The sequence below is a fragment of the Bacillus sp. CHD6a genome (assembly GCF_001293645.1).
GTDB lineage: Bacteria > Bacillota > Bacilli > Bacillales > Bacillaceae_I > Sutcliffiella_A.
On sequence record NZ_LBMD01000001.1, the window covers coordinates 68,924 to 95,922 of the forward strand.

The 26,999-nt window shown below is 35.1% G+C and carries 31 protein-coding genes and 1 tRNA gene; 25 read left to right on the plus strand and 7 right to left on the minus strand.

The features are described 5' to 3' along the window. Positions 1 to 190 precede the first annotated feature (190 nt). A complete protein-coding gene (locus tag AAV98_RS00395) occupies positions 191 to 373 on the minus strand; it encodes an aspartyl-phosphate phosphatase Spo0E family protein (protein WP_060663579.1) in 183 nt (60 codons plus the stop codon). A gap of 228 nt (positions 374 to 601) precedes the next feature. Between AAV98_RS00395 and AAV98_RS00400 the strand changes: the two genes are divergently transcribed. The 3 genes from AAV98_RS00400 to AAV98_RS00410 all read left to right on the plus strand — a co-directional run bounded on the left by AAV98_RS00400 (position 602) and on the right by AAV98_RS00410 (position 2,508). Then, positions 602 to 1,312, plus strand: coding sequence for a cytochrome c biogenesis protein CcdA (locus tag AAV98_RS00400; protein ID WP_060663580.1), 711 nt, complete (start codon positions 602 to 604; stop codon positions 1,310 to 1,312). Positions 1,313 to 1,417: 105 nt separating this feature from the next. Further along, complete coding sequence (locus tag AAV98_RS00405) at positions 1,418 to 1,777, plus strand: response regulator (RefSeq protein WP_060663581.1); 360 nt, start codon at positions 1,418 to 1,420, stop codon at positions 1,775 to 1,777. A 236-nt stretch (positions 1,778 to 2,013) separates the two neighbouring features. After that, positions 2,014 to 2,508 carry a CcdC family protein gene (locus tag AAV98_RS00410; protein WP_060663582.1) on the plus strand — a complete coding sequence of 165 codons (495 nt, stop codon included), beginning with the start codon at positions 2,014 to 2,016 and terminating at the stop codon, positions 2,506 to 2,508. A 17-nt stretch (positions 2,509 to 2,525) separates the two neighbouring features. Here the strand turns inward: AAV98_RS00410 and AAV98_RS00415 are convergent, their stop codons facing one another. Next, positions 2,526 to 2,951 (minus strand): DUF2621 domain-containing protein, encoded by a 426-nt coding sequence (locus AAV98_RS00415; protein WP_060663583.1) that lies wholly within the window; start codon positions 2,949 to 2,951, stop codon positions 2,526 to 2,528. Positions 2,952 to 3,083: 132 nt separating this feature from the next. On the opposite strand from AAV98_RS00415, the gene AAV98_RS00420 reads away from it, so the two are divergent. From AAV98_RS00420 to AAV98_RS00460, 9 genes are all read left to right on the plus strand, one after another. Then, positions 3,084 to 3,875, plus strand: a complete 792-nt coding sequence (locus tag AAV98_RS00420; protein ID WP_060663584.1) for an ATP-binding protein — start codon at positions 3,084 to 3,086, stop codon at positions 3,873 to 3,875. Between the two features lie 150 nt (positions 3,876 to 4,025). Then, positions 4,026 to 4,961, plus strand: a complete 936-nt coding sequence (locus tag AAV98_RS00425; RefSeq protein ID WP_231687663.1) for an AAA family ATPase — start codon at positions 4,026 to 4,028, stop codon at positions 4,959 to 4,961. A gap of 2 nt (positions 4,962 to 4,963) precedes the next feature. Further along, on the plus strand, positions 4,964 to 6,136 hold the full coding sequence (locus tag AAV98_RS00430) for a DUF58 domain-containing protein (protein ID WP_060663586.1): 1,173 nt from the start codon (positions 4,964 to 4,966) through the stop codon (positions 6,134 to 6,136). Further along, complete coding sequence (locus tag AAV98_RS00435) at positions 6,129 to 7,334, plus strand: hypothetical protein (RefSeq protein ID WP_060663587.1); 1,206 nt, start codon at positions 6,129 to 6,131, stop codon at positions 7,332 to 7,334. The genes AAV98_RS00430 and AAV98_RS00435 overlap by 8 nt, the downstream gene beginning before the upstream one ends. Before the next feature lie 301 nt (positions 7,335 to 7,635). Continuing rightward, entirely contained in the window at positions 7,636 to 8,478 is an 843-nt protein-coding gene (proC, locus tag AAV98_RS00440) for a pyrroline-5-carboxylate reductase (protein WP_060663588.1), read from the plus strand. 33 nt (positions 8,479 to 8,511) lie between these two features. Then, the gene (gene proB, locus AAV98_RS00445; RefSeq protein ID WP_060663589.1) at positions 8,512 to 9,630 is read left to right on the plus strand and encodes a glutamate 5-kinase; all 1,119 of its coding nucleotides are present in this window, start codon (positions 8,512 to 8,514) and stop codon (positions 9,628 to 9,630) included. A gap of 387 nt (positions 9,631 to 10,017) precedes the next feature. Further along, complete coding sequence (locus tag AAV98_RS00450; RefSeq protein ID WP_060663590.1) at positions 10,018 to 11,277, plus strand: glutamate-5-semialdehyde dehydrogenase; 1,260 nt, start codon at positions 10,018 to 10,020, stop codon at positions 11,275 to 11,277. 126 nt (positions 11,278 to 11,403) lie between these two features. Beyond that, complete coding sequence (locus tag AAV98_RS00455; protein WP_156317542.1) at positions 11,404 to 11,892, plus strand: hypothetical protein; 489 nt, start codon at positions 11,404 to 11,406, stop codon at positions 11,890 to 11,892. A gap of 151 nt (positions 11,893 to 12,043) precedes the next feature. Next, a complete protein-coding gene (locus AAV98_RS00460) occupies positions 12,044 to 12,391 on the plus strand; it encodes a hypothetical protein (RefSeq protein ID WP_060663592.1) in 348 nt (115 codons plus the stop codon). A gap of 107 nt (positions 12,392 to 12,498) precedes the next feature. Here the strand turns inward: AAV98_RS00460 and AAV98_RS20110 are convergent. Together AAV98_RS20110 and AAV98_RS00470 are read right to left on the minus strand one after the other, a co-directional pair. Next, positions 12,499 to 12,595, minus strand: a tRNA-Sec gene (locus AAV98_RS20110). Between the two features lie 159 nt (positions 12,596 to 12,754). Beyond that, entirely contained in the window at positions 12,755 to 12,958 is a 204-nt protein-coding gene (locus AAV98_RS00470; protein ID WP_060663594.1) for a hypothetical protein, read from the minus strand. A 205-nt stretch (positions 12,959 to 13,163) separates the two neighbouring features. Here AAV98_RS00470 and AAV98_RS00475 point away from each other — a divergent pair, with 205 nt between their 5' ends. The 4 genes from AAV98_RS00475 to AAV98_RS00490 are packed head-to-tail and all read left to right on the plus strand — an operon-like array spanning position 13,164 to position 16,715. Then, a complete protein-coding gene (locus AAV98_RS00475; protein WP_060663595.1) occupies positions 13,164 to 13,463 on the plus strand; it encodes a YjcQ family protein in 300 nt (99 codons plus the stop codon). Positions 13,464 to 13,502: 39 nt separating this feature from the next. Continuing rightward, a complete protein-coding gene (locus AAV98_RS00480; protein WP_060663596.1) occupies positions 13,503 to 14,300 on the plus strand; it encodes a hypothetical protein in 798 nt (265 codons plus the stop codon). Between the two features lie 45 nt (positions 14,301 to 14,345). Next, entirely contained in the window at positions 14,346 to 15,809 is a 1,464-nt protein-coding gene (locus tag AAV98_RS00485) for a HEPN domain-containing protein (protein WP_060663597.1), read from the plus strand. A gap of 30 nt (positions 15,810 to 15,839) precedes the next feature. Then, positions 15,840 to 16,715 carry a hypothetical protein gene (locus AAV98_RS00490; protein WP_060663598.1) on the plus strand — a complete coding sequence of 292 codons (876 nt, stop codon included), beginning with the start codon at positions 15,840 to 15,842 and terminating at the stop codon, positions 16,713 to 16,715. Positions 16,716 to 16,747: 32 nt separating this feature from the next. On the opposite strand, the gene AAV98_RS00495 is transcribed toward AAV98_RS00490, so the two are convergent. Beyond that, positions 16,748 to 17,701 carry a hypothetical protein gene (locus AAV98_RS00495; protein WP_060663599.1) on the minus strand — a complete coding sequence of 318 codons (954 nt, stop codon included), beginning with the start codon at positions 17,699 to 17,701 and terminating at the stop codon, positions 16,748 to 16,750. 657 nt (positions 17,702 to 18,358) lie between these two features. On the opposite strand from AAV98_RS00495, the gene AAV98_RS00500 reads away from it, so the two are divergent. Beyond that, entirely contained in the window at positions 18,359 to 18,691 is a 333-nt protein-coding gene (locus AAV98_RS00500; protein WP_060663600.1) for a hypothetical protein, read from the plus strand. Between the two features lie 241 nt (positions 18,692 to 18,932). On the opposite strand, the gene AAV98_RS00505 is transcribed toward AAV98_RS00500, so the two are convergent. Further along, entirely contained in the window at positions 18,933 to 19,181 is a 249-nt protein-coding gene (locus tag AAV98_RS00505; RefSeq protein WP_060663601.1) for a hypothetical protein, read from the minus strand. 1,641 nt (positions 19,182 to 20,822) lie between these two features. On the opposite strand from AAV98_RS00505, the gene AAV98_RS00510 reads away from it, so the two are divergent. From AAV98_RS00510 to AAV98_RS00540, 7 genes are all read left to right on the plus strand, one after another. Continuing rightward, positions 20,823 to 21,122 (plus strand): helix-turn-helix domain-containing protein, encoded by a 300-nt coding sequence (locus tag AAV98_RS00510; protein ID WP_060663602.1) that lies wholly within the window; start codon positions 20,823 to 20,825, stop codon positions 21,120 to 21,122. Further along, a complete protein-coding gene (locus AAV98_RS00515; RefSeq protein ID WP_060663603.1) occupies positions 21,076 to 21,480 on the plus strand; it encodes a hypothetical protein in 405 nt (134 codons plus the stop codon). Before AAV98_RS00510 ends, AAV98_RS00515 begins: the two co-directional genes overlap by 47 nt. A 15-nt stretch (positions 21,481 to 21,495) precedes the next feature. Continuing rightward, positions 21,496 to 21,984 carry a hypothetical protein gene (locus AAV98_RS00520; protein WP_060663604.1) on the plus strand — a complete coding sequence of 163 codons (489 nt, stop codon included), beginning with the start codon at positions 21,496 to 21,498 and terminating at the stop codon, positions 21,982 to 21,984. Between the two features lie 2 nt (positions 21,985 to 21,986). Then, on the plus strand, positions 21,987 to 22,643 hold the full coding sequence (locus AAV98_RS00525; protein ID WP_060663605.1) for a hypothetical protein: 657 nt from the start codon (positions 21,987 to 21,989) through the stop codon (positions 22,641 to 22,643). Between the two features lie 136 nt (positions 22,644 to 22,779). Continuing rightward, positions 22,780 to 23,634, plus strand: coding sequence for a hypothetical protein (locus AAV98_RS00530; RefSeq protein WP_060663606.1), 855 nt, complete (start codon positions 22,780 to 22,782; stop codon positions 23,632 to 23,634). Between the two features lie 107 nt (positions 23,635 to 23,741). Continuing rightward, positions 23,742 to 24,158, plus strand: coding sequence for a DUF3883 domain-containing protein (locus AAV98_RS00535; protein ID WP_060663607.1), 417 nt, complete (start codon positions 23,742 to 23,744; stop codon positions 24,156 to 24,158). Positions 24,159 to 24,435: 277 nt separating this feature from the next. Next, the gene (locus AAV98_RS00540) at positions 24,436 to 24,855 is read left to right on the plus strand and encodes a hypothetical protein (RefSeq protein WP_060663608.1); all 420 of its coding nucleotides are present in this window, start codon (positions 24,436 to 24,438) and stop codon (positions 24,853 to 24,855) included. A 40-nt stretch (positions 24,856 to 24,895) separates the two neighbouring features. On the opposite strand, the gene AAV98_RS00545 is transcribed toward AAV98_RS00540, so the two are convergent. Then, positions 24,896 to 25,861, minus strand: a complete 966-nt coding sequence (locus tag AAV98_RS00545; protein ID WP_060663609.1) for a tyrosine-type recombinase/integrase — start codon at positions 25,859 to 25,861, stop codon at positions 24,896 to 24,898. Positions 25,862 to 26,230: 369 nt separating this feature from the next. Here AAV98_RS00545 and AAV98_RS00550 point away from each other — a divergent pair, with 369 nt between their 5' ends. Next, on the plus strand, positions 26,231 to 26,998 hold the full coding sequence (locus AAV98_RS00550; protein ID WP_060663610.1) for an AAA family ATPase: 768 nt from the start codon (positions 26,231 to 26,233) through the stop codon (positions 26,996 to 26,998). Position 26,999 lies beyond the last annotated feature (1 nt).

The following is a 26,999-nucleotide window of genomic DNA, read 5'->3' on the forward strand; positions in this document are numbered from 1 at the left end:
ACCCAGCCTGAGTTAATTTTCATGAAAAAATCTTAAGTTTACTGAATATACCCGGATAGACAAGGGGATATACTCATAATCATTGCGATTTGAGTCCATTATGCCTGTATTTATTAACACAAAACACAACCCCTCCTCAATTTTGAGGAGGGGTTTCATTAATGGTAAAAGCTCATATAGAATCTATGTATTATTTAGGGACGATGATATGATTATACTTATTTAATAAAGTATCATACTTATTTAATAAAGTATCTAGTTCCTGGCTGAGCTTTAATGTTTTAGAAGAGGACATTCCGTACTTTGCGACAATATCAATCAGTTCGGATCGCTTTTTTTCAATTAGTTCTATTAATTCGTGTTTAGTAGCCAATGTTGAATACCCTTCCTTCTTCCAATTCGTAACATCATTATACTAGAATTTAGGAGGCAATACAAAGGTAAAATTGCAAGTTAATGGTACTTTAATAATTGTTAAACTAGTGAAAAATAATTAGGATATTTTGTCACGGTTTCGTCATAGATTATTATAAACCACCTGTATGTTGTTATGCATTTTCTGTTACTATATTAACTATAATTGAATAGGAGTAGTGATATTATGACTGCAGATGTTACGCTGTTGTTAGCGTTTGGAGCGGGGTTTTTATCGTTTATTTCCCCATGTACACTTCCAATTTATCCTGCGTTTCTTTCCTATATCACCGGTGTATCGGTAGGGGAATTGAAAGATGATAAAGGAATGTTTCGTAGTAAAAGTATTTTACATACAGTGTTTTTCTTATTAGGATTTTCTATTATCTTTATTTGGTTGGGCTTCAGCGCATCGTTTCTAGGACAAATTTTTGTACAGTATAATGATTTGATTCGGCAGATTGGTGCCATCTTGATCATCTTTTTTGGACTTGTTATTCTAGGTGTTTTCCAACCGAAATTTTTAATGAGCGATAAAAAAATGACTTTTAAAAATAGACCCGCGGGGTATATCGGCACTGTATTAATTGGAATGGCTTTTGCAGCTGGATGGACACCGTGTACAGGCCCGATTCTTGTATCTGTCATGGCTTTGGCGGCAGCCAACCCTGGTTCGGGAGTCATGTACATGACTGCTTATGTACTTGGATTCGCCATACCATTTTTTGTCCTATCTTTCTTTATTGGAAAATTATCATGGATTAGACGCAACCATGTGCCAATCATGAAGGTTGGTGGATATATTATGATTTTCATGGGTATTCTTCTTTTCTTTAATTGGTTAACAAAAATAATTGCTTGGCTCACTGCCATTACCGGAGGATTCCAAGGATTTTAAATTGTGTGATATTTTAGTTGATTCTTATGTCCGAAAAGAGTAAAGTTAAAATTGGGAATAAAGGAAAATTACAACTTTTTTATAGGACATAAGGAGGACTCTGCGGTGGCTAACGTTTTAGTAGTGGATGATGCAAAGTTTATGAGACTAACAATTGGGAACATTTTAACTAAATCTAACCACACTGTGATAGGTGAAGCAGAGAATGGAAGGGATGCGGTTTCACTTTATCGCGATCACCAGCCTGATCTCGTAACAATGGATATTACAATGCCTGAAATGAACGGTATTGAAGCTGTTCGTGAAATAGTGAAAGACTATCCAAAAGCCAAAATCATTATGTGCTCAGCCATGGGACAGCAGCGCCTGATTGTAGAAGCAATTGAAGCAGGTGCAAAAGACTTCATTGTAAAGCCTTTTGATGAAGGAAGAGTGTTAGAAGCTGTTAAGAGAGTGTTAGGATAAATATAAAAACTATCGTCTATTTGAACGATAGTTTTTTTCGTTAGTTACTATATTTAGTATTATGATCTCTACCGGCTAATTGGTGGGTCTTAGATACATTTTATTTAATACTGTTCACATTCTTAATGGTTGTTTCCACTATGATTTATCGCGCTTTACAAAAACCTTAGATATGACTTTTAAAATTTCTCTTTTTCGGTATAATAGTAAGAGGTTAAAAGTTGTGAAAACAGAGGATGATTAAAGTGAATACAGCACTATCTACGATTATCGCAGTTTGTATGGCATTGCTTGTTTTGTTTATTCGAATGAAAGCTGCGAAAAAACCTTCATCAGTAAAAAAAATTGTATTACCTCCCATTTTCATGAGTACTGGGGCATTAATGTTCCTATTTCCTGAATTTCGCGTTTCTTCTTTGCAAATAGTAGAAGCTCTGTCAGTTGGTGCGATATTTTCCATTTTCCTGATAAAAACTTCTAAATTTGAGATGAAGAATAATGATATATATTTAAAGAGATCGAAGGCGTTTGTGTTTATATTGCTAGGTTTGTTGGCCGTGAGGATTGTCATGAAGCTTGTTCTTAGTACACAGATTGATATTGGTGAACTAACCGGAATGTTTTGGCTGCTTGCTTTTGGGATGATTGTACCATGGAGAATAGCAATGTATGTAAAGTATAAGAAGATAGAGAGTGCTTCCATTCCACCAACGATAAAAACCTCGGTATAATAACCGAGGTTTTTCCTTTAAAATAAGTGTTGATACGGGGTATGATCAATCTTAAGGTGTTCCAATTTTTTTATCAGGAACTTATGATCCCGTTTAGGTGTAGCAAGAATATAGCCACGAATAACATGTTCTCTTGTAATTTCTTTTGCATTTTCTTTATAGGCAATTTCACCGATTTTTCCGGCTATCTTTTGTCTGGCAATATCTCGGAACAATTCCGGTACAGGAGAAACGAGCTCCTCTAGTAACTGTTTCAAATCATCCGGCCATAGGTGACGAGTTTTTTCTAAATAGAAGTCCTGCCAATCCAATTCCGATTTCCCGTCTTCTTTTGGCATCCTTTTAAGAAATTTACGAAACATAAAGAATCCGCCAATGGCTAGTAAACCTATCATTGTGACAACCCAAAATAAAATTAACCATAAAAACCATCCGGTTAACATGTTCTTTTCCCTCCGAACTCGTTAACATTCTTGTATTATTATAACCGAAACTATTATAATTGCACTAGTAAATGAAAAATCCAACTCAAATGATATAGAAAAAATGACAAAGTTTTGACGGAGGTGGCGACGATGAAAAAGATTGGTGCCGTTATTGGCAGCATGGGGAAAACCGAGATCCTTTCCCAAAGAGTCTGCCCAAAATGTAATAGAGAAGTAAAACGCGTTCGCATGCAAATAATCGGTGGGGAAAATAAAGGTCAATGGCAAGAGTATGAAAATGAGTGCGATTGTCGATTAGCTGCTGAGACGATGCAAGCGGAAAAACGCAGAAAACACAAGTATTTTGAACAGTTCTGCATAATTCCAAGAGAGCTCGAAGATGCTACTCTTGAGAATTTTAAAGTGGACTATTCCAGTCAAGGCGAAGCTTTAGCAAGCACGATTGACTTTTTCGATCAATTTACAGGCAGAGAAAACTTATATTACTTTGGTCGAACAGGTAGAGGCAAAACCCATTTAGCAGTAGGCTTGTATAAATATTTTAAAGATAATAATATTACTGCGATGTTTTTTGATGTACCGAAATTAATGGATACCATTGTCGCTTCTTGGGATAATGATTCGGGATATTCGGAAAGTAAATTTATGAAGGCCATCTCGGAAGTGGATGTACTTATTCTTGATGATCTTGGTGTAGAAAGGGTAAGTGAGTGGGTGGACCAAACCATCTATTCTATTCTCAATCAAAGACAAGGAAAGAGTATTGTGTTTACATCAAATATTCACCCTGGGGATTTGACGAAACGGTATGGTGAACGGATTGCAGACCGTATTAAAAATAAAATGAGTCAAAATCAGTTGATTTCCATTGTGACACCAGAAAGCTTCAGAACCAAAGATTTAACGATGTTCAAAGACTAATATAATAATTTTTTTCATAGCCCATAGCAAACTGTTGCTATGGGCTTTTTCTCATTGTGAAATAGTTGCTAAAATTTGTCTATTTATTCATGTGAAATAATGGTAAAATAATTCTAAATAGAAAGAAAAATTAAAAAGGGGTGCCAAATAGTGAAACAAGTAGAACAATTAAAGAAAGAAATGTCTAACGTAATCATTGGTAAAGACGAGGTGGTAGAACTGTTATTTATCTCGTTACTTAATAAAGGGCATGTGTTATTAGAGAGTGTTCCAGGGACAGGTAAAACGATGTTGGCAAAAAGTTTTGCCAAGACAATGGATGCAGGCTTTAAACGAATTCAATTTACACCAGATGTGCTGCCAAGTGATGTCACAGGGATTCAGTTTTTTAATCCAAAGGAACAAAATTTTGAATTAAGACCTGGCCCGATCATGACAAATATCTTATTAGCAGATGAAATTAACCGTGCCACCCCAAGAACGCAATCAAGTTTACTTGAAGTAATGGAAGAGCGACAAGTAACCATTGATGGAGAAACATTAGCTATTCCGGGTCCATTTATGGTGCTTGCAACACAAAATCCAATTGAATCTCAGCAAGGGACATTTCCTTTGCCCGAAGCGCAGATGGATCGTTTCTTTATTCAAATTGATTTAGGCTATCCAACACTAGAAGAAGAAAAGGAAATGATGAATAAATACCGTTTAGACGAGCCTATTAAACAATTGACTGCTTTCTTTAGCAAGGTGGAAGTAATGGAACTGCAGGAACAGGTGAAACAGGTCAAAGTATCTTCCGTAGTAGAGGATTACATACTCAATATTGTCCATATGACGAGAAATCATGAAGAAATAGAGCTTGGGGTAAGCCCGCGTGGGACATTGGCATTAATGAGAGCCGCACAAGGGGCAGCATTTGTAAATGGTCGTGAATACGTCACACCAGGAGATGTTAAGAAAATGGCTCCATATGTCTTAAGTCACCGATTAGTTCTAACAATGGAAGGGTCGTTAAAGAAGACCAATAAACAAGTTGTGACAGAAGTGTTGGCAAGAGTAGTAGTGCCTGTGGAGGCGACATTATAGGAATGACTAGGTGGAATCAACAAGTAGATAACCTGACGCACCATATTTATTTCCGAGCATGCGCATTTGTCATTATTGCAATCGGTTTCTTTACAGGACATCCGATCATATTTTTTATGGGAAGCTTGTATTTTATGTACTTCGTTGTCTCCTACTATTATTTAGCCAATGTAGGGAAAAAACTGACGCTTACAATTGTGGACGGGCTAGTGAAAGTTTTCCCTGGAGAAACAGGGATTATTAAATTGAAGATCGAACAACCTTCCTGGTTACCTATTTTTTCTGGACGCATCCAACTTGTTGCTGATAATAACATAGAGTTTCAAAACGGAGACAGGAGAACACGAATTAGCCAGATATACCTGCCATTTTCCTTAATGGGTAAAAGTGAAGTAGTCATTGAAATTCCTTTTACTGCATTAGAAAGAGGAGTGGCTAAATTACATCATATTGAGCTGCAAATATCTCATTTCATTGATTTTGGAAAAGTGTATCTCCAAAAGAATGATCTGACGAAATTTGAAGCGCTGGTTTACTCTGAACAGATGCCTGTAACCGGTTTGGAAAGAATTGTGCCAAAGAATCAGGGCACTTATCCTACTCGGTCGTCCCTCTTTGAAGATGTTAGCACAATTATAGGTACCCGTGATTATACAGCCGGGGATTCTTTTAATAGAATTCATTGGAAAGCTTCTGCTAAAGTCACAAGTCTTCAGACCAAAATGTATGAAAAGACTTCTCAATTTTCTTGGTTAATTGTGTTTGACATTAGATCTGGTAATTTAGAAGAGAGAATCAAGGGTATTACCCATTTGTTACATCATGCAACAAAATTTAATATTCCTTATTCCTTACTTGTAAACATTAAGAGAGTTGGGACACCAAGTTATTTTGAACTGCCTTATGGGGAAGGCAAGCGCCATTTGCAAACTGCGTTAACCATGTTGGCGAGATTGCAAGGAAACAGTGTGTCCATTGGCATGCCAACTTTTGAAAGAATAACCTTTCAACATGCTGCACATACACCATACGTAATTCTTTGTGGTGAGGAAGAGCGCTTGAAAGGGTGGAGGCTGCCCACTGGCACAAATGTAAACCTTCTTGATGTAAAGGATGATAGTTGTAATCTAATTACATGGCGATCTGAAGCAAGGAAGGAGGCTGTAAATGGGTAATCTATGGAGAAACTGCATTCATTTATTGCTTGAGCTTAATATACTTTATTTTTTTATTTTGCTCTTGTACTTAGATTCCGGAAATCTACCTTCTTTTGCGGGTGTTTTGTTGCCATATGGGTTTGCCATCGCGATTTTTGGTTTTTTAAACAACAAACTTCCAAGTAGCTATGTGGCCATCATGCTTATAGCACCTTTATTAGCTCTTTTTGCTTATCTATCTTCCTATAGCATTGGGCTTTCTCTTATTATCGGGTCTATTATTAGTTTCCGCGCATTTATGTATTTTGTAGAGGAAAGGTTTATTTCCACTTTTGCACTGTTGATTATGTCATTCATCTGGATGCCTTTTGTATACGGTGCTGGAACATTGGTTGACTATCCTCATGGCCTTACATTAATGATTCTATTCGGGGCGCAGCTGGCTCTTGTTATTTTTTTGTACAGTGGAAATGCTGTGATTCATTTAACCGGCAACCCTTATATGCAAAAAAGGGTAGTTGGTGCGACTGCAGCCGTTATTGTAAGCATCGTTGCTGTTTCTGCATTCTTTGCAACAGTAGGTAAATATCTGATAACAGTGGGGCTTTCGTTATTTGGTGTAAGCATTAGTATTATTTTTGATACGCTGGCTAGGCCAATATTTTATCTGTTAGGTTTGCATGATTGGACTATTCAGTCAGGAGGTCCTCAAGAGGAGGGAGCCATTGAGATGGGGGAAGAGGAAGAAACGGAAACCGCTGAGCTCTTATCTTCTGGCTTATTTGATAGCCCTGTAGTGGTAGCTGTTTGTATCATTGTTTTCTTATCTGTCCTTTACCTCCTATTAAATAAGAAAAAAGTGAACAACCAAAAAAGAGAGATACAGACTGAACAGCAATTTAATGCTACGATGACCAAAAGAAGTGGTGAAGGATTATTCGCTGGTAGAAGAAAACAAAAGCCACCGGAAGATGAAGTAAGGAAACTAATGTTTGAGTTGGAGCAATTGGCAATGAAAAAGAACCGTGGCCGTCTACCAAATGAAACATTGGAGGAATGGTTAAAACGGGAGACCACATTTAAGCAAAGCTTCATGGAGTTGTATGCGAAAGTGCGATATGGAGAAATGAAACTCTCCTCTTCGGAAATAGAAGCTTGTAGGACAATGGCGGAGGAAATTCGAAAAGTGATGAAGCAGTGGAAAAAAGCCAGTTAGATATGTATTTTGCAGTGTATCCTTTTGTGGGTACACTGTTTATTTATGTGAAAACCCATTGGAATGAAGCTCTAGAGTAGTATCCCACATTTATCCATCATCAAATTTGGCCATATTTGCTCATAATCAGCGATTATTACGCTTCTGCTGGAATTACACGAAGGTCGATATTATTGGTAGCGTTTACACTCACTATCTGGCTTTCATGCGAACTAATTGCGCAAACACCCTTGATATACATCCTCTACATGTTACGATTATAAACGTTGTTAAAAACGAACGGACAGACGGGGGCGATTAGATGCTGAAAGAAAAAGTAATTGGATTTATTGGAGCAGGATCGATGGCGGAAGCGATGATTTCAGGAATTGTAGCAAGCGAAATTATTCCTGCCAATAATGTTGTAGTAAGTAATAGATCTAACATCGACAGATTAATGGAACTTGAGAATAAATACGGTGTTCGTGGCGTCATGAAGCAGGATTTGAATATGAGTGAACTAGACATTATCGTATTAGCCATGAAACCGAAAGATATAGAAATTGCACTAGCTTCATTAAAAGATCAACTAAATTCGTCACAATTACTGCTTTCCGTATTAGCAGGCGTATCCACTAGTTATATGGAAGAAGGATTGAATCCAGGGCAACCTGTTATACGCGTAATGCCTAACACGTCAAGCATGATTGGTGAATCAGCAACAGCGATTTCAGCAGGGAAGCATGTTGGGATGAATCATATGGTAGACACGAAAGTCATCCTTGAAACAATCGGCAAAGTCTACACCATTGAAGAAGAGCAAATGGACGTTTTCACAGGAGTAGCCGGAAGTGGTCCAGCATATTTCTATTATCTAATGGAGCACATGGAAAAAACAGCGAAGGCTGCAGGACTTGACGAAGAAGTAACCCGTGATGTAGTTGCCCAAACAATTCTTGGAGCAGCAAAAATGATGCAGACAAATAACGAAGAACCTGCTTCGCTACGTAAGAAAGTAACTTCTCCAAATGGTACCACCGCAGCTGGCTTGGAAGCATTAAGTGAAAATGGTGGCGGTAAAGCAATCTCAGCAGCCATTAAAGGTGCAGCAGAACGTTCAAAAGAAATCAGTGCTGAAAAAGAAAAAGAATTGGTTTTACAGTAATTTTTACAACTATGTTAGTACAGGAGTGATTGAATGACCCCCGATAATAAGACAAAACGGGTAGTAATAAAAATTGGAAGCAGCTCATTGACAAGTTCACATGGTGAAATTAGCAGAAGAAAACTAGAAAGGCTTGTTGATGAAGTTGCTCAACTGAAGGATCAAGGCTATGAAGTCTTATTGGTTTCTTCAGGTGCAGTGGCAGCAGGATATAGAAAATTAGGCTGCCTGGATCGACCAACAAGTTTACCGGAAAAACAAGCAGCAGCGTCCATTGGACAGGGCTTGTTGATGGAGGCTTATAGCGAACTGTTTTTATCTAACGGGTACGTTGCCTCTCAGATATTAATTACAAGAGAAGATTTTTCGGATGAAAATCGCTACAATAACGCGCGCAACACCGCAAATGTTCTTTTAGAGCGTGGTATTGTACCGATCGTCAATGAAAATGACACCGTCACGGTAAACCGTCTGAAATTCGGGGATAACGATACACTTTCTGCAAAAGTGGCAGGACTTGTTGATGCAGATATGTTGCTAATTTTATCTGATATCGACGGATTGTATGATGCAGATCCGCGCAAAAATCCGGATGCCACTCTTTTACGCAAGGTGGAAGAAATCACCCCTGAAATCGAAGCGGCAGCAGGAGATCCTGGCAGCTCCGTAGGTACAGGCGGAATGAAATCAAAAATTGATGCTGTGAAGATTGCCATGGCGTCTGGAATACCTGCGTTTTTAGGAAAAGCAGGAGTACCAAACATTCTACTGCAAGCAGTCGAAAAAGAAGCAACTGGAACGTATTTTGAATCGAAGGATTCTGCAGTGAACTTAAACCACAAAAAACAATGGATTGCGTTTAACTCAGGACCAGAGGGTGAAGTAGTACTAGCAGAAGGTGCCGATGTTTCCATGCTAGGCAAACAAAGATTATTACCTTCAAGCATCAGTAAGGTGAAAGGCTATTTCCAAGAAGGATCTGTCGTTCGTATTCTAGATTCTGAAGGTAACAGAATTGGACTTGGCGTGGTCAACTACTCTTCCGAACAATTAAGAGAGTACGACCAAACTAAAGATAAATACGACGAAGAAGTGGTGAAAAATGACGATTTAGTATGTCATTTAGAAGCATCCATTCCGGTTGGGATTTAGATAGCGTAGCTGATGATTGTAGCAACGGGTTTAGACTCTTACGTGGTAGTGGTTAGCGAAGACCCCGCAGGTACATGAAAAAGACCTTGAGTTTGAAATTTTATTAAACACCGCTGTTGATTTCCGCAAATGGCTTCGCTTTCCTAGGGAAGGTGCTTGAGCCTCCTCGCTATTCGCTGCGGGGTCTCAAGCTACCTTTATCTCCCTCAGGAGTCTTCGCCTTTTGCTCCAATCAACAGCTAGGAATCAATAAAAACTTTACGTTATCAATTTTTCAGTGGCCTCGGGTAAAGCCGAGGAGATTCCACAAGCGCCCCTTGGAAAGCGAAGCCCGGTTCGCAAATCGAGAGCGGTTTAAGTATGGAAATAAAAATTAGGAGGAATTTGATGTCTTTATTAGTAGAGACAAATGTAGAAACTCAAGCAAAGGAAGCGAAGAAAGCAGCAAAGGCAGTAAGCCTACTGACAACAGAAGAAAAGAACGAGATTCTTAAGCATATTGCCAACACTTTGGAAAGAAACGTTTCCCATATCCTTGAAGCCAATAATAAGGATTTGGATAAAGGACGCGAAAAAGGCTATACAGAGGCTTATATGGACCGCTTGGCACTATCTGAAGACCGAATTGCAGATTTTGCTAATGGGCTACGAGAAGTTGCGGAACTAGAGGATCCTGTTGGTGACATTCTTTCGGACTGGACTTTGGAAAATGGCTTGCAAGTAGAGAAAGTTCGCGTACCACTTGGTGTTATAGGTATGATCTATGAAGCACGTCCAAACGTTACAGTTGATGCGACTGGACTTGCGTTGAAATCCGGAAACGCGATTGTACTAAAAGGCGGATCATCTGCGATCAACTCCAACCAGGCGATTGTAGATGTGATTCACAAAGCGTTAAAGACCACTTCTATTCCAGAAGAAGCGGTGCAATTTATTGCAAGTACCGACCGCAAAGCAACTCAAGAGTTGTTCACGATGAAAGAGCATATTGATGTCTTAATCCCTCGTGGAGGAGCGTCCCTTATTAATGCAGTCGTAGAAAATGCTACAGTACCTGTTCTAGAGACAGGTGTAGGAAATTGCCACCTTTATATTGACAGGGATGCGGATTTGGAGAAAGCTTTATCTATTGTGGTTAATGCCAAAACGGACCGTCCGGCGGTTTGTAACGCAGCAGAGACATTGATTGTGCATGAAGCATGGTTCCACGCCAATAAAGAAGCTTTAATCAACATGTTCAAGGAAAATGGGATTACTGTGCACGGGGACGACACAGTTGTAAAAACAATTCCTGGAGCAGTTATAGCTGGAGAAGAAGATTGGACAAACGAGTATTTGAGCTTGGATATTGCAGTGAAAGTGGTTTCTGATAGTAACGAGGCAATCGACCACATTGATAAATATGGTACGAAGCATTCCGAAGCTATCATCACTGAAAACAAAGAAACTGCCAACAAGTTCATGAAGCTTGTAGATGCAGCAGCTGTTTACCACAACGCTTCTACACGTTTCACAGACGGTGGAGCATTAGGATTCGGTGCTGAAATCGGTATTTCTACTCAAAAACTTCATGCTCGTGGTCCGATGGGATTACCTGCATTAACAACGGTTAAATTCCAAATGACTGGTGACGGTCAAATTAGATAATAATGGTTTGTTAGGAGTCTTGCCTATATGAGCAGGGCTCTTTTTTTATTAAACATTTATAGTCAAAAGAGGATTTTTTTGTCGAAAGTGGAATACATAGTGTATAGAGAGAAAAGGGGAGATACTATGCAAAATCAAATAGGTGCAGTACTTAAAGTAGTAGGTAGTATAGTAATAGCACTAGGTTTATTGCTTGGGCTTATCGGTGGATCACAAGCAAACAGTTTTTTATTTTTCGTTACTACTTTTCTGGGGTCACTTGTTACAGGAATGGTTTTAATTGGCCTGTCTGAAATCATTCGCATCTTAGAAGTGATCAACGAAAACATACCAAAAAGACGTAGAAAAATGGTACGGGGATCAAACGACACACTTTTTGATTCACCTTCCCAGGCGATGAGCACGAAGGAAGAGGATGATATTAAAGATTTTCTCCAAAAACATGATATTGAAATAGAAAAGATTATTCCGACTCCAACGGAAGATTATTTTATCATAAAGACTTCTGCAAGGTATATCCTAATTGAAATGGGCGGCTTTACACCGAAGATCATAAATGAAGATAAGTGGCCAGAAGATTTGGTAGGTTGGTTTGAGCATAATATTCAAGATTAATTTAAGAAACACCTTTGTATTCTCCATTTAGAATGCGATGGTGTTCTTTTATTTTTTTTTGAAATTTAATAGATTTGACTATTATATTTACCCTAGCAATTTGGAATTACTAGAATAATATATAGTAATTCAAAGAAAAGGGGGTGAAAAAATGGCAGAAAAAACATTTAACAACCGTAGTGCAGCTAGCTTGCAAATAGTTCTCCTAGTCCGTCGAGGAAGCAATCCAGCTAATTTTGCAGGAGAAGTGGTATTCACATTAGCTCCAGGGCAGACAAGAACCATTTTCTACGGAAGTGAAGAAAATCCGTTCTTAAATGGTATTTTGATGTCGACTAATTTCAACGGAGATATTTACAGTAAGTCTCAAATTGTTACAGTAAGAGGAACTCCGTTTGATAATCTATTAAACACTAATAGCATTATCGACATTTTACCAATATCCACAGACTATGTAATGTTTGGGCGAAATCCTGAAATGGCTTTGGATGGAGAGTAACATTACAACTTGAAAAATGGTAGGACTTGTTCCTGCCATTCTTTTATGTGAAAAAAACATTTCTCGATAATTGTAATGATTAATTGAGGATTGGTGAAGATTATGTATGGCGGGACTGCGTGGGAATCGAACCCACCTGAGACGGCACGCGCCTCACAAGCGGTTTTGAAGACCGAGACAAGCACCAGCATTGCAATCAGCCCCATAAAAGGTTGTTAAATCAACGTTTATTTCAGCATTTACTCGGTTTTCTTGTAAATACTGTTTCGGTTTTACTCTTATATCGCACGGTTTTATTATGAATGAAAAATGATAGGAATACAAGCAGAAAAACCGTTGGTAAATCATCAACGGTCATTTTTATTAACTATTGAACTTAAATGAGATAACAGGTTTGCTTTCTTCTTGATGTTTAAATTCAATTTGGCAAATATAATGTGCATGAATAATACCTTCTATGGTATCTTCAAGGCTAAAATCTAATCCTGAAATAAGGTTTTGACTTTCAGCAATAAATTCTAACTTTTTATAACAAACATCTGACAAATTAACTTTTAATTCTTTCATTTTTTCTCCACCTTTTTCTTTTTAATATTGCTTTTTACAAACCTATAACAATAGATAGTTGTCTTTCAGACAATTTTAGTTATTAATATATCTGAATCGTATAACTGTAAAGCATACAGGTGGATTTTGTTTGTAATAAAATTGCAGTTTTTAGCTACAATTAGGGAAAATTGTTATATACTTGAAGAAGGTTAAGCTAAAGGGGATGAAGGAGATAAATAGAAAAAAATTGATTTACAGTATCTTGAAGGAGATTGAAAAAGGTAACGAACCAAAGCGTGAAGATTATGGACTAGAATTTGAACAGTGGGGGGAACTTGCTGAACTAATAAGGGATTGTGGTTTTGTTAGGAACTTAGGAGTAATGTATGCAAATGATGTTGTATATATTGTTTCCTTTTCTTCAGCAAAGATAACTATTCAAGGACTTGATTACTTGGAAGAAAACAGTGTGTTTGCAAGAACCTATAAAGGATTAAAAGAAGTTCGAGATTGGTTAAAATAACTATTTACAAAACAATTAATGAATTAGTGGGGTGAGTTTTTGCAAAAGAAACAATACTATTCTGAAAGAAATGGTCTAGTTAAAGAAAAATACCGCATTTCATTAAGAGAGATGAGGTATTATTTAGATAAGATTTACAATGAATATAAACCGTTTGGCTGTTTTCAAAAGTTATTCGATGAAGCAGGACATGATTACTCTCTCTTTTCTATTGAAAGATTTAACAAGGTACATATATTACCTTTCAAACCTGAATTTAATTACCAAGAAGATGATATATTTGATTTAATTGAATTGTTTTATGAGTATATTGATGTACATTCAGGAAAAATGGTTTTTAATGCACCATTAAATTATGGTGCATTAAAAGTAGATTATCAAAATGACTTCCGAAAAAAAATTAATCGAGTATTATCTAAGTATGATGATGGCTATTATCTGACTGAAGAAGGTGAAATCAGAATAGGTGTTACCGATGGTTTGGACATTCTAGTGAACACTGAAATTACTATTGATGAAAATAACTTAGATGATGTAAATAACAGTAATGAAGTGGAGAAAGCTAAAGCATTATTCTTACACCATAAATCTTCTGAAACAGATAGGAGGAATGCCTTATTAATTTTGGGAAGGGTACTTGAAGAAAACAGAAAAGAACTTAAGACAGAGTTTATGGGTAAGGATGAATCAGAACTTTTTGATTTGCTAAACCGATTTAACATTAGACACAGTGATATGAAACAAAAGAAAGGTTATCCTACAGGCATTTACTTTGATTGGATATTTTATAACTTGTTATCTGCAATTGATGCTTTCTATAAGATTAGGACTAAATGAAAACCGAATAGATACTTCTAAAGTTATTAAAGGGGTGAACTCAATTTGGCTAGCGTACATGCAAGTAAACAATCAATGTTTAATGAATTTGAATTAAAAGGTAATTGGTGGTTGCCTAATAGTGATAAAAAAGTATCAGGTATTTTATTCTATAAGCATGACAAAATTACTTTAGAACTTATTGGGGATTTGAATAATTCAGAAGGAAGAAGTTTATATTTTAATTCAGATACGTTTGATACAAGTTGTATCTTAGGGTTTACAGATAAGGGTGAGAAAATAACATTATTTGATTCTATAAAAATAAATTCCAACACACATATCCCAGGGTTCTCAACAGAAACTTATAGTATTCAAAAATTTATAGTTGGGGGACATTTTAATAAACAGAATGATTTAATTAATTTTCACTCGATGATATTTTACCCTACTTTATTTAATAAATGGACGGCAAAAGTACCCTTTACTAGAACTGTATTAATTGAAGATGATAAGGTAAAGGGGATTGACAATATTAAATTCACCAAACCTAACCTCTTTAAAGTACATGTTGATTCTATTAATGCTAGCGTTGAAGAAGCATATACTACTAATCTTAGCGGAAACGTTAATGAAGACATAAAATGGGTTTATAGGGGTGGTTTTAACATAATTCCTACTGTGTTTCAAACTGCATCCTGGTTTGAAAAACAGATGTATAGTTTGAGGAACTTATTTACACTCTTTCTTGGAACTTCTACCTACTTCGATTCTATAATTCTTTATGGTGAAATAGATAATCCGAATGTGAATACCCGAAAAAAATATCATTTGTTTTTTGTACAAAAAGAAGTTAAGCAACCTAAGAAATTTGAAAGCTTTGATGTGTTGGTAAATTTACATGAGATTGAACATAACCTTTCAGCAGTATTAAATTCGTGGTTTAGCAAAAGAGAAAAGTTAAAGGAAGTATTGAACCTTTACTTAAGTAATTTTTATAGCAAAATGTATCTTGAAAAGAAGTTTTTAAACGCAGTTCAAACACTTGAAGTTTACCATCGTAATACAAAAGAAGGTATCATGTTTGAAGATGCTGAATATACACAGTCTGTTGAAAAATTAAGAGATATTTTAAATGATAATGAATTTAATAAGGACTTTATTGAAATCCTTGAGAATAAATTAGCGTTTGCAAATGAATATTCTTTAAGTAAAAGATTAAAAGAATTGATAAATGGTTTAAGTCAGAATAATAAAACAACTTTAATAGGAAATAGTGATAATAGAAAGCGTTTTATTTTACAACTGGTAGATACAAGGAATTATCTTACTCATTATGATAAATCCAATAAAAAATTTGTACTTAGTGGACAAGAACAATATTTTGCCATTGAAAGAATGAACGCCCTAATTACAATTTACCTGTATAAAGAATTAGGAATTAAAGAAGAGTTAATTACAGATAAACTTTTCCAAAATAAACAATTTAATTTTTCATTAGTGGCTGCGAAAGAAATACTAAACAAATAGATTCATTTAAAATTTAAAGGGGTTTGTAAATTGAAAAAAGATATAGTTAGAAGATGTGGTATCATTATGCCGATAGCATCAATGCCTGGTTATTCTGCGGAACATTGGGCAGAAGTTAAATCGATAATTACAGAAGCCACTAGCATAATAGAAGGTATAAAATTTAAAACAGATATTGTAAGTGATTCTGATGGAGAAATTGATGTAATACATAAAAGGATAGTACAGAACATTTATAATGCAGACATAGTAGTTTGTGATATTAGTGGTAGGAATCCAAATGTAATGTTTGAATTGGGAATGAGGTTAACATTCGATAAACCGACAATTATAATTAAAGATGATGAGACGGATTTTATTTTTGATACCGGAGTTATTGAACACATTACTTATCCAAAAGATTTAAGGTTTTCTAAAGTAGTTCACTTTAAGGAAGAATTAGCTAGGAGAATAAATGCAACGTATGAGAAAGCACAATCAACTCCTGATTTCTCGACTTTTTTGGGGAATTTTGGACAATTTAAAGTACCTTCTTTAGACCAAAAAACTATTAGTGAACCAACCGAATTTCTTTTGGAAGAGTTAAGTCTTATTAGAAGAGAATTGACATCTGTAAAGAAAGAAGTATCTGCTTCAAAAAATTATTACTCCGATTCTTTCGTTGTATCTCCTTCAGAAGATTACAAGTTTAAAAAATCTACAGAAAGTCTTATTAAGGATAAAATGAGAGAATATGTTTCAAAAAATAAAAAAAATAAGTTATTATCATCAGAAGAAATTTTTGCTGATAAAGAATTCAAAAAATACTTACTAGAAAACAGTATAAGAATGACTTCTAATTCCAAAAGAAGTGATACGTTATTGAAATTAATTGAAGAAGTTCAGGAAGAGTTCTCGGATGGATAATCTTCAATAAAGGAGAGAGTTGTTTATCTCCTTTATTTTTTTTTATCCATAATATTCTTCACAATAGCTTCCCCTATATTAGGAAACATAGCCAGTAAGGACGGATTAGGTGCTTTATGGCTTCTGGATGCTACAAATGGATTTACAAATATTCTTGTATATCTTTCACCAGCATCAATGCCTTCACTAATTAAAAATACATTAGTTTTAAATAAGGTGCATTTTAATAGTAAGGTTCTGAATGCTGATGGTTTATAACCAAACATTTTCGCCAGTTCATTCAGTTGAAGTGGTTCTGAACCTTCTTCTATTGGATTATTAGGATATTTACATAATGCACTTGATTCAATATGAAGAAAAGGAAGCATCATAAACATAATGTAAAGATTCTTTGGTGTATTAATGCTTTTGCCATTTTTCCCTTTTGCCTTGTATAACTCTTGAATCTGTCTATCATATGTTTTAACAGTATCAGCAGAAGATACACCAGCACCTTTTAACGTGCCTTTGAAATGGTAGCTGCTATTCCATTTCAGACGTATCTCGTAACGACTTTTTACTTCTTCTTCAATAATTCCCGCTTCGACCATCTTGTTATATAGATTGTAAAATTCTTTCTTACCCTTAATTTCAAGCAATTCCTGTAAATCGCTTTTTAGGATACATTTGTTATTGTTCGTAATTAAGTATCTACCATGTGATTCATATGATACATAGCTACCTAAGAACATAATTCTGGCTTTTTCCATATCTGTAAAACTAATATCTTCATTAAAAGCTTTCAATGTATCTATTAACATAAAAGTGAAACCCCCGGCAATATCTTTATAGTTATCGTATTGTTTCTTTTCAGCGTGATATTTTAGAATCTTGTCCTGTGATTCTTGTGTAATGACTTTCCCTTCAAAACCTTCTTCTAGTAAATTACCTCGTACCAGTTCCCCTGTTTCTCTATCAATATACTCTTTCAATTTAGCAACTGTCATTTTCATTTTCCCCCGTCTAATTGTATTGGTTAGGAAAGTTTTGAAGTTTGGTTTTTTGTAACTTCACTACTTTTCCCTACTATTAGGTATCTGAACAGGGGTAAAAGTACGACAAACAAGGGGTGAATATTTTTCATATTTACAAATTATCTAACCGAGGTCAAAAAAACTAACCTGAAACCTCCGTTTTGGTCAAAAAACTTAACCTAACATGAATCGATGAAACCGTTGGGGGAGTAAGGGTGAATGTGGTTTTTGGGGTAATCGGTAACTCTATTCTATTAGATATAATCCTATTTAGTACCTGAAAAATTCTAAGGTCAAGGTCAAAAGACAACCCTTTACATTCGTTCAGGGTGGGGAAGAAAAGCACTTCCCCCAATATATTAAACAAACCATTAGTAATCTGATAAAAGAATAGCTGACAAATACACGGTTATTATTCAGGGGTATCTTTTCAGGATTATTGTTTAGGTTTTAAAGCTTGGAAGGAAGGGGTGGTGTTCCCCTTTCTTTCAAGAAGGTATTAATAACGGTGAAAAAGTTTTATTCTTTGAAAAATAGCTGCTATCAATAAATTACAGGAAAAAAAGTCTACTTTCTTATAAAAAGTTGTTTATGGTTTGTAAGCAACTATTTAATGAAAGGATGGTACCAATGTCAGAACAAGTATTAAGCGAAATCGATTTAGAAATATGTGGTTCAGTATTAATGAATGAGTGGGGAAAACGTTATAAACGTGTGTTTAAATTTGAATACTGTTTTAAATGTGGAGATACAGACCGTATAAAAGATATGGTCAGGAAATGGGGGTATGATAGAACGTTCATTTGTATGGCTGGTGCTATACGTTATTATCATGAATTATGGAGAAGTGATAAGTTTAAATGGCTTACAATTAACCAGGTATTTACTTGGATTGGTGAAAAGGTTTGGAATATGTATTTGAACAAAGAGTTTAAAGTGAAGATTGTTAGACCAAGAATATGAAACTGTAAGAACAGGTAAATATACTGGTGGTATTATACGAGGAATTAATAATAGCAGTATTGTACTTTACAAAGTTGTGACTAATGTGTGAACAAAAATAAGTTTACACTACTAAAAACTAGGTGTGAAGTGGATGGAAAAGTTCATGTATTGCGGTGTGGATGTAGAAAAGAAAAGAGTTAGTCAATATTTTTTCTTTACACTGTAAAAGGTGAACCGTCAAAGCAGTCCACCTTTTATGTTATTTAATGTAATCTTCTGGGGTGAGTTGTTCCTGTACTTTGAAGTAGATTTTATGTAGTTTGCCTTTCGTGGTGTTTGTGAAGTAGGTTGCTTTATACACGGTTCTATCAGGACTAAACAGGACACATTCCTGACCACCAGTGTTTTCAAACCTCGTTACCGTATCCTTTGCTTTCTGTTCTTCATCGACAATACTTTCACTGATAACTATCTTTGACTTAGCATCTACAAACTGAATAGTGTGCATATGAATCACCTCCTAATAAGCACTTGGTACTAGTTTAACATAGTTGGTATAGATTGGTAGGTAGGTTATATAACAAATAAGAACTGAAGAAAAAATCAAATCAAAACATCTAAATCAATTTAAAAGGGTTTATAGACAAATTGAAAATAGGGACTTCTAACCATTGTACGAATTATCAGTTTATTCATTGGTGGACTGTTTCACAAACTTTTAACATTCAGTAAAACCGCAAAAAACGTTGCTACGGAAGGTTTTGCATAAAATGGTGCATAGACGATAAAAAATAAACTTTGTGAAATGCTATTAAACTAACGTTTATACATACTTTCCACTTCCCATAGGTATGATTATGTAACCCTATTATGAATATACAATACATTAAACTGTATGCAAAAAGTTACTCTATATCTGATGCATATAATTGAAAAGGGTGTACCCTATCAAAATTAAAGGGGTATACCCTTATCGGTTTAAAAGGGTAGGGAATAACCGGCTTTTAATGTGGACCGGTCTTTATTATATCCAGTGACTATACCAGTCAATACAGAACCACCTGAAGCTTCTGAAGTGGATAGGGTAGGTGGATAGTATCAAGTAACTATTTAGATACAAATAAGTAATTATTCCAATGGATATACAGAAGCGTTTGCTGGTGTTGTAACGGTGTATGTTGCTGATGAATATAAACGTATCAATGAAATTATATAGAATTGACACAAGGAAGCTGGTGGGAATCTGAAACATACAAGCAAAGCTGAAGCAATCAGAAGAACAAACCGAATGAAGTTAAAACATATTTATCAGAAGCTTCTTTATGTGTGCTGATGAATTGAATAACTAAAGTTAAAGATTAATATTCAAAAAGTCATGTATGGGGTGAACGGGTGACGGGGGTGTCTGTCTTTGTGGGGTTTGCCTGTAAATAATGGCTGATATTTTTTTCAGTGCCTATACTTTACCAAACTGAATAAAATACAGGGACACCGTTACCTACTTGTGTAACTAACTTTAACAAGTCTGTTTAAATATCTTTAATCGGTCCATTAAAGAATTTTGAACTAAACAATAACTATTAAACAATATCCAGTAAACAACACAGGAAATATGCAATGGGGGTATATCAGGAATCACTGGAAACAGAATCTGAAAAACCTGTTAAACAAAATTATAAAATTTTTTACATTTGATTATTTTTCAGAAGGGAATAGTTCGGATTTTAATTTAAAAATGGTAGGTGCTGCAACTGTAATCATCCGTATTTAAGGTGGTTTTGGGTAGAACCCTGGGTTTAATATAATTCGGGATTTACTGTTATTCTTCTGTCCTTTGTCTTACTTCAGGGGTTCTTGAAGTACCTATTAATAGAAAGTTTTCAGTGTTGAAATGATACATACATAAGAAAGTTTTCTAATAAAAAATGATGAAGATATTCTATTTTGTGTAGAACCATGACAATTTTCATTATTTCTTTTTCGTGTGCTTTATCATGACAACTACCACCGGTTGAAGGATAAAGTGTGTAAGGGTGTCGGACTATTCCGGCACTCTTTTCTTTATGTCAATTATTCATAATCTGTGAATCTAATACAACAAGACAAAAAACAGATACGACTTAAACAAATATAAAGGAAGTGAAGTAATTTGAACCATGAAGGAATAAAACACTCAAGGCAACTGGCGAACCTGACACAACGGGAACTGGCTTTAAAAGTGGGTGTTGATACATCATATATCAGCAAGTTAGAGAACGGAACAATTCCATTACAACCAGCAATAGAAAGAAAGATACTGGAAGCCTTTGATGGTGCTGGTATAGGTGAACAGGAAATTAAGAGTTTGAAAAATGTGTATATAGCAAGAAACCTTAAAACAGTACATAAAGGAAGTGTGACAAATGGAAACCGTAAAGCAGAACCTTCAATATATAAAAACTTCTATTGAAACCGGCACACACCACCAGCAGAAAGCAATCGTTCACTTGATGCTGGAAGATACAGTTTTATCAGTGAAGGAACAAGTTTTTAAATATGACCTTCCACAAGTAACAGTGAAAGAAGATTATCATATACCAATATTCGTTGCACGTTCACGAAAAGCAAAGAGTAGTATTCTAAGCGACCTTCACGAACTGCAAGTATATATGAGTAAGGGAATCCATGAGAAGCGTTGTGTCGCTATTATAAACAAACTTTTCACAACCAACTTCTATCAGAATGAAATACACAAAACCATAGGGAAATGGGTGAATGTATCAGGAAAGAAGGTTGAAGTAAATATCAAAAAATTGAATGTAAAGTAAAGGGGAAAAAGGACCATGAAGAAAACATTTGCAGATGTAACATTACCACAAGGATTAAACGAAAGACAGATAGGTGTTGCACAAGATTATGTAGTTTCACGATTACAGGACGGATTTACAATAAATAATTTTGTATCAAAGCATGGACTTTCGACAAAGACCTTCTACGCTTGGAAGGAAATTGAAGGGTTCTCTTCTTATATTGATGAATTGAATGAAGTTCTAATACCTTCAGATGTACTATCAGCAGTAGAGAAGTTTAGAAAAAGGGTTATGGAATTTGTTGAAAAAGAAACTATGACAAAAGAAGAAATGAACCAGTTTCATTCTATGTTCAAACACGTTATCGACGCAAGCAACCGCATGGAAGCTGAAAAGCTAGGTTTAAATATTAGTGCAGGCAGTCCGACTTCTGTACCAACAAAATCAGTTGAAGAACGGAAAGCTTCACTTTTATCAAGATTAAAAGGTAATACCACTACAACCAGCAAAGGGGAAATTTAATAATGAAAAAAGTATTATTAAGCTTATTTAATAAGGCAGACCAAACCGAAGAAAGATATGAATTAGCACTTGAACGTAAACAGGAAGAACTGATGCAACTGAAATTGGACCTGAAAGAAGCTTCTATTGTACATGCAGAGTTTCAGAAGATGAAAATTCTTGGTGATATTACAGGGGAAGTTTATGATGCTGAAGCAAGAAAAGTGGAAGCAATTCAGAAGCAGATTCAGGAAGTACAGAAGGAAATTCAGCTTATCGACAAGTATAGGACGGATGATGTAAAATCAGTACTTGAAGAACTTGACGCTGAAAAGCTTAAAGGTAGTAAGGAGTACCATGCAGAATTAGAGAAGCTGAAGCTGGAATTGATAGCAAGTAAATTGGAATACCTTCGGAAGATGAAGGAAAGCAAGGAAAAATACGATATGTTAGTTGCACCAACACGAAAATTAGATATGTTGAAGCAAAAAGTAGGTTTGCAAAAGCATAGTTATGTTTCCGGCAGTTACGAAGCCTTGAATTATTATTCGCTTCCAGACGGTAGCCATGAGTTTCTTATTATTGAAACACCGGAGATTAGTAATGCACTTGGGTATGGAAGAATTCCAGAACGCTTGGAAAAGATTGTAAAAGATGCAAAAGATAAAGGTATTATCTAATTGAATATTAATATACAAAAAAGCACTTGGTTCAGTAAATATTCTGAATCAGGTGCTTCTTTTTTTTATTCATTTATAAGGAAAAATTATGAAATATATGGTAAAATATGATTACATATAGATACGGGGTGATAACGTGGCAACACAAGATAACCTAATTGCTGAAGAAATTGAAGCTTCGTTGACAGAGAATAGTAAAGTTATTATTGAACAGTTTTTAACACACTATAAACAACGGTCAAGGAAAAATATGAGAAGTGCAGTGAATAGACTTTTATACCTTGAACTAGAAAAAGATGATGTATCAAATGTAAATTATGCAGATTACTTAAAGATATTTCCAAATAAAAAATTTTCTTCACAAGAAAGCTATAGACATAGTTTTTTCAAATTCCTATTTGCATTTGACTATCTAAAAAACTCTTTTGGATTTGAAGATATATGGTCTAAGGAAAAAGAAAGATTAAAGTTTATTCAGAATAAACAACCGAAAGTGAAAGTTGTTAAAGAAAAACCTAGAAAGATTCTAACTATTGAGGAGTTAGCGAAGGTTCAAAATGTAATAGAAACAAATTCTTCTAAATTAGAAACCTTAAAGATTCAATTTTGTTGGTACTGTATTTTTGAACTTGGTATTGAAGTAGATGAATTGAAATTTAATATTAAGGGTGATAATTTTTCAGATGGAATATTAAATACTAAAGAAGGTGTTTTTAAGCTTCCTGAAAAGTTTCAGTACATGTTTGAACTATTAAATGAACGTGAAGAACATAACGGATTTGTGACATTAAATGATTTATTTGCCACGCTTGGACAAATTGCAAAGCTAGATAGGAAACTGCTGCCTATCATGGTCAAGCTTACACGAAAAGGTTATATGGTCACATGTGCCAATTGCGGAAATGAATATACGAATCTATCTCATAATTGGCGTTCTATTAACAACCGTATTGTTTGTTTGGACTGTACTGAATCATTAAAAAAAAACTGAATTTTGAAGTTAATATTACAGATATTGAAAATATAAACATAATAGAAAATGAAACTGTAGAATTATCATCCCTTTATGCTTATGCAGACTTAAAGCGGAATTTTCAAATGAAACCAATAGATTATTTAACTCTACATAAATTCCAAATTGAAATTGGTAAGCTTGGTGAAGCATATGTATATGAACACGAATGTTTAAAATTAAAGGGTACACCTTTCATGATTAAAGTTGATGATACTATTGCTACCAATCCTTTAAATGGTTACGATATTCTTTCTTATACACGAGACGGTAAACCTTTGCATATAGAAGTAAAGGCAACTTCAGGGACAGAAGATACTTTTTATCTATCTAAGAACGAATATCAGACTGCTGAAAGAATGAAAGTACATGGATTAGAATACATTGTATATTTTGTGAAACGAGTACTTTCAGATAACCCTGAACTAGTTGAAATTAAGGATATTACTGTAAATCAAGGTTATTCATTTGAAGAAGTAGGTTGGAAGGTAACGAAAATTTAGTTGATTGAAATCAATATTAAAGTTTTTAAGGTGTGTAGCGGTGGTGTTCACAAGTTACATTCATTAGAAAAATCCCCCTTCAATGGCTGGTGCAGATGCACCGGCTATTTTTTTTGTTGTATCATTAATGATTATTAGAAAGCTTTATTAAACATGTAGGTAAAAGTTATGAGAACCACTAGTTTTTTTGTTTTGTTCATAATCAATCATAACCAATAAATTAAGCAGGTTTGTTTAGTGATTTTTCCTGTATCATTTAATACAGGAGGTGGAAGAGATGAAAACATATACAAAAGAAATAATAAAAAATGTAAATAAAATTGATTCTGAAAAAGAAGCGATTATCTTATTAAAAGGGGTAGAGGTATTTTGGAATTTAGATAAAATAATTGATGACAATGTTAATCACTTTACAAAAAATATTGATACTTACACGTACTCTATTAAGAAAAAACACCAAATAACTGAAGTGAAAGAATTGTTAATGGAATTTGGAAATAAGATAAGTGACAATTATTTAAACACTGGTTTAGGCGAGTATTTCTCAAAAGAATTACTTATCTACTTAGGATTTGATTATGATGATATCGTATCTGACATTATTTCAGATTATGCGATGTCAGATGAAAAGGATATGACTTTACTAAAAAACCAACTCATAGATTGGGCAATTGAGATAGACGGTTATAAAGATTAATACTAAAAAACGTTCCCTTAAATGTGGGAACGTTTTTAGTTTAAAAGATACTATTCAAAGGTGAGAATGTGTTATGTTGCCTTCTGACATCTGTATCTGTCATTTGAATATACTTTCTTACCATATTCATATGACTATGTCCTAATATTTTTTGCAACGAAAAAGGGTCGCCACCATTCATAATATACAGTAATGCACCAGAATGTCTGAAGGTGTGTGGGCTTACCCTTTTGTTAGTAATACCGGCTAGTTTGCCGTACTTTGTTAAACTCATTCGTACAGTGGTGGGAAACATATCATGCCCATCATAAGTTAAGAAAAGGTGTTCATCATCAAAATCTTCAGTTTCCTTAATGTACTCTTTTAACAGTTTTATAGTTTTAGTAGAAATGGGAACCGTTCTAGTCTTTCTCGTTTTAGTTTCCATTGCTTCTAAAGTTATGAATCCCCCTTCAAGGTCAACATTACTTCTCTTTATTGCAACTAATTCTGAAATCCTAACAAGGGTATCAAGCAGTACCAGGATAATTATTTTATCTCTAAATCCAGTGTACATATCTTCATCTATCACAGAAAGCAATCTCTTTATTTCAGACGGTGTGAGTGACTCTAAGGTGTCTTCAGGTGTTTTTACTGGTTTAAATTTTTCATGTATTGGTGTGTTTATAAAACCTTCAATATAACAGTATCTGATAAAGGCACGCATAGTCCTAATCCTTACGTTTGCAGTTACCGGTGATAACTCTAATTCATGTAACATATGGCCGGTGAACCCACGGAATACATCAGCATCTACATCTTCAGTGGTTAAGTCTTCACCAATATACTTTTTAAAATACTCAAAGTTGTTATAGTAATCAGTAATAGTTCTGGAAGATAAAGCTTCAGTTTTCTTTACTGTCATGAAGCGGTCAAACATTTCAAATAGAGTAAGTTCATTTGTTACCTTATTAGTGCTTATCGTACCCTGCCCACGTTTGTATTTACGTATAGTTTTCTTCTGCATAAAAATAAGCCCCCTATGGATTAAAATAGGCGACTAAGAGTAAATGTTCAGTACGGTTTTCCTTATCGGACTGTATCGGTTTTGTATAAAATCACCGAAAAGACCGTACCAAACATATTGAGTGATAAACGTTGAAAACCTTGATATACCTGAACTTGTTACGGTTTTTTACAGGTAAAACAATTAAGCGGTTTTGAAGACCGAGACAAGCACCAGCATTGCAATCAGCCCCATACTTTGGATACTACCATTTTACTTTTTGCTATGGAAGAATGCAATAGGAAGATACCTCATAATAGTGGAAACGTTTGTTCGGTTGTGGTACATTCTTTACCAAGAAGTTTAATTTCCAAAAAAGGGGAGAAAAAGATGAAATTAGAGAAAGATACGCAATACATAAGAGGCGTCACATTGAAAAGAGAATCCATTTCCTCATTTAATCACTTCCCTTTCAACCTTCCAGTAATAAAAGACTTGAACACACTTCATCTTCATCCTAATGTCACCTATATCATTGGAGAAAATGGAATGGGTAAATCCACACTGCTTGAAGGAATTGCAATTGCTTTGGGCTTTAATCCTGAAGGAGGTACATTAAATTTCAACTTTACAAACTATGATTCTCATTCTGAGTTAGACAATTATTTACGGGTGATAAAAGGCGCAGAGAGACCAAATGACAGCTTTTTCTTTAGAGCAGAGACTTTCTATAATGTCGCAACTAATATTGAAGAAATGGACCGAGAATCGGGTGGCGGAAGAAGGATTATTGATTCGTTTGGAGGAATATCACTGCATCAGCAATCGCATGGGGAATCTTTTTTTGCTGCATTTGTAGAGCGTTTTCAAGGAAAGGGTTTATATATCCTGGATGAACCGGAAGCAGCCTTATCTCCGCTCAGGCAGATGTCTATGCTAGCCAGAATCAACGAGCTGGTGCAAGATGGATCACAATTTATCATCTCTACTCACTCTCCAATTGTTATGGCTTACCCCGATGCCAAAATTTTTGAACTGACTCAAGAAGGGATGTGTGAAACCTCTTTGGAAGAGACTCCACACTATACGATTATGAAGCAATTTTTTGATGATAGAGAAAGGATGTTACACCACTTGTTTCAGCCTAATTGTTATTAAA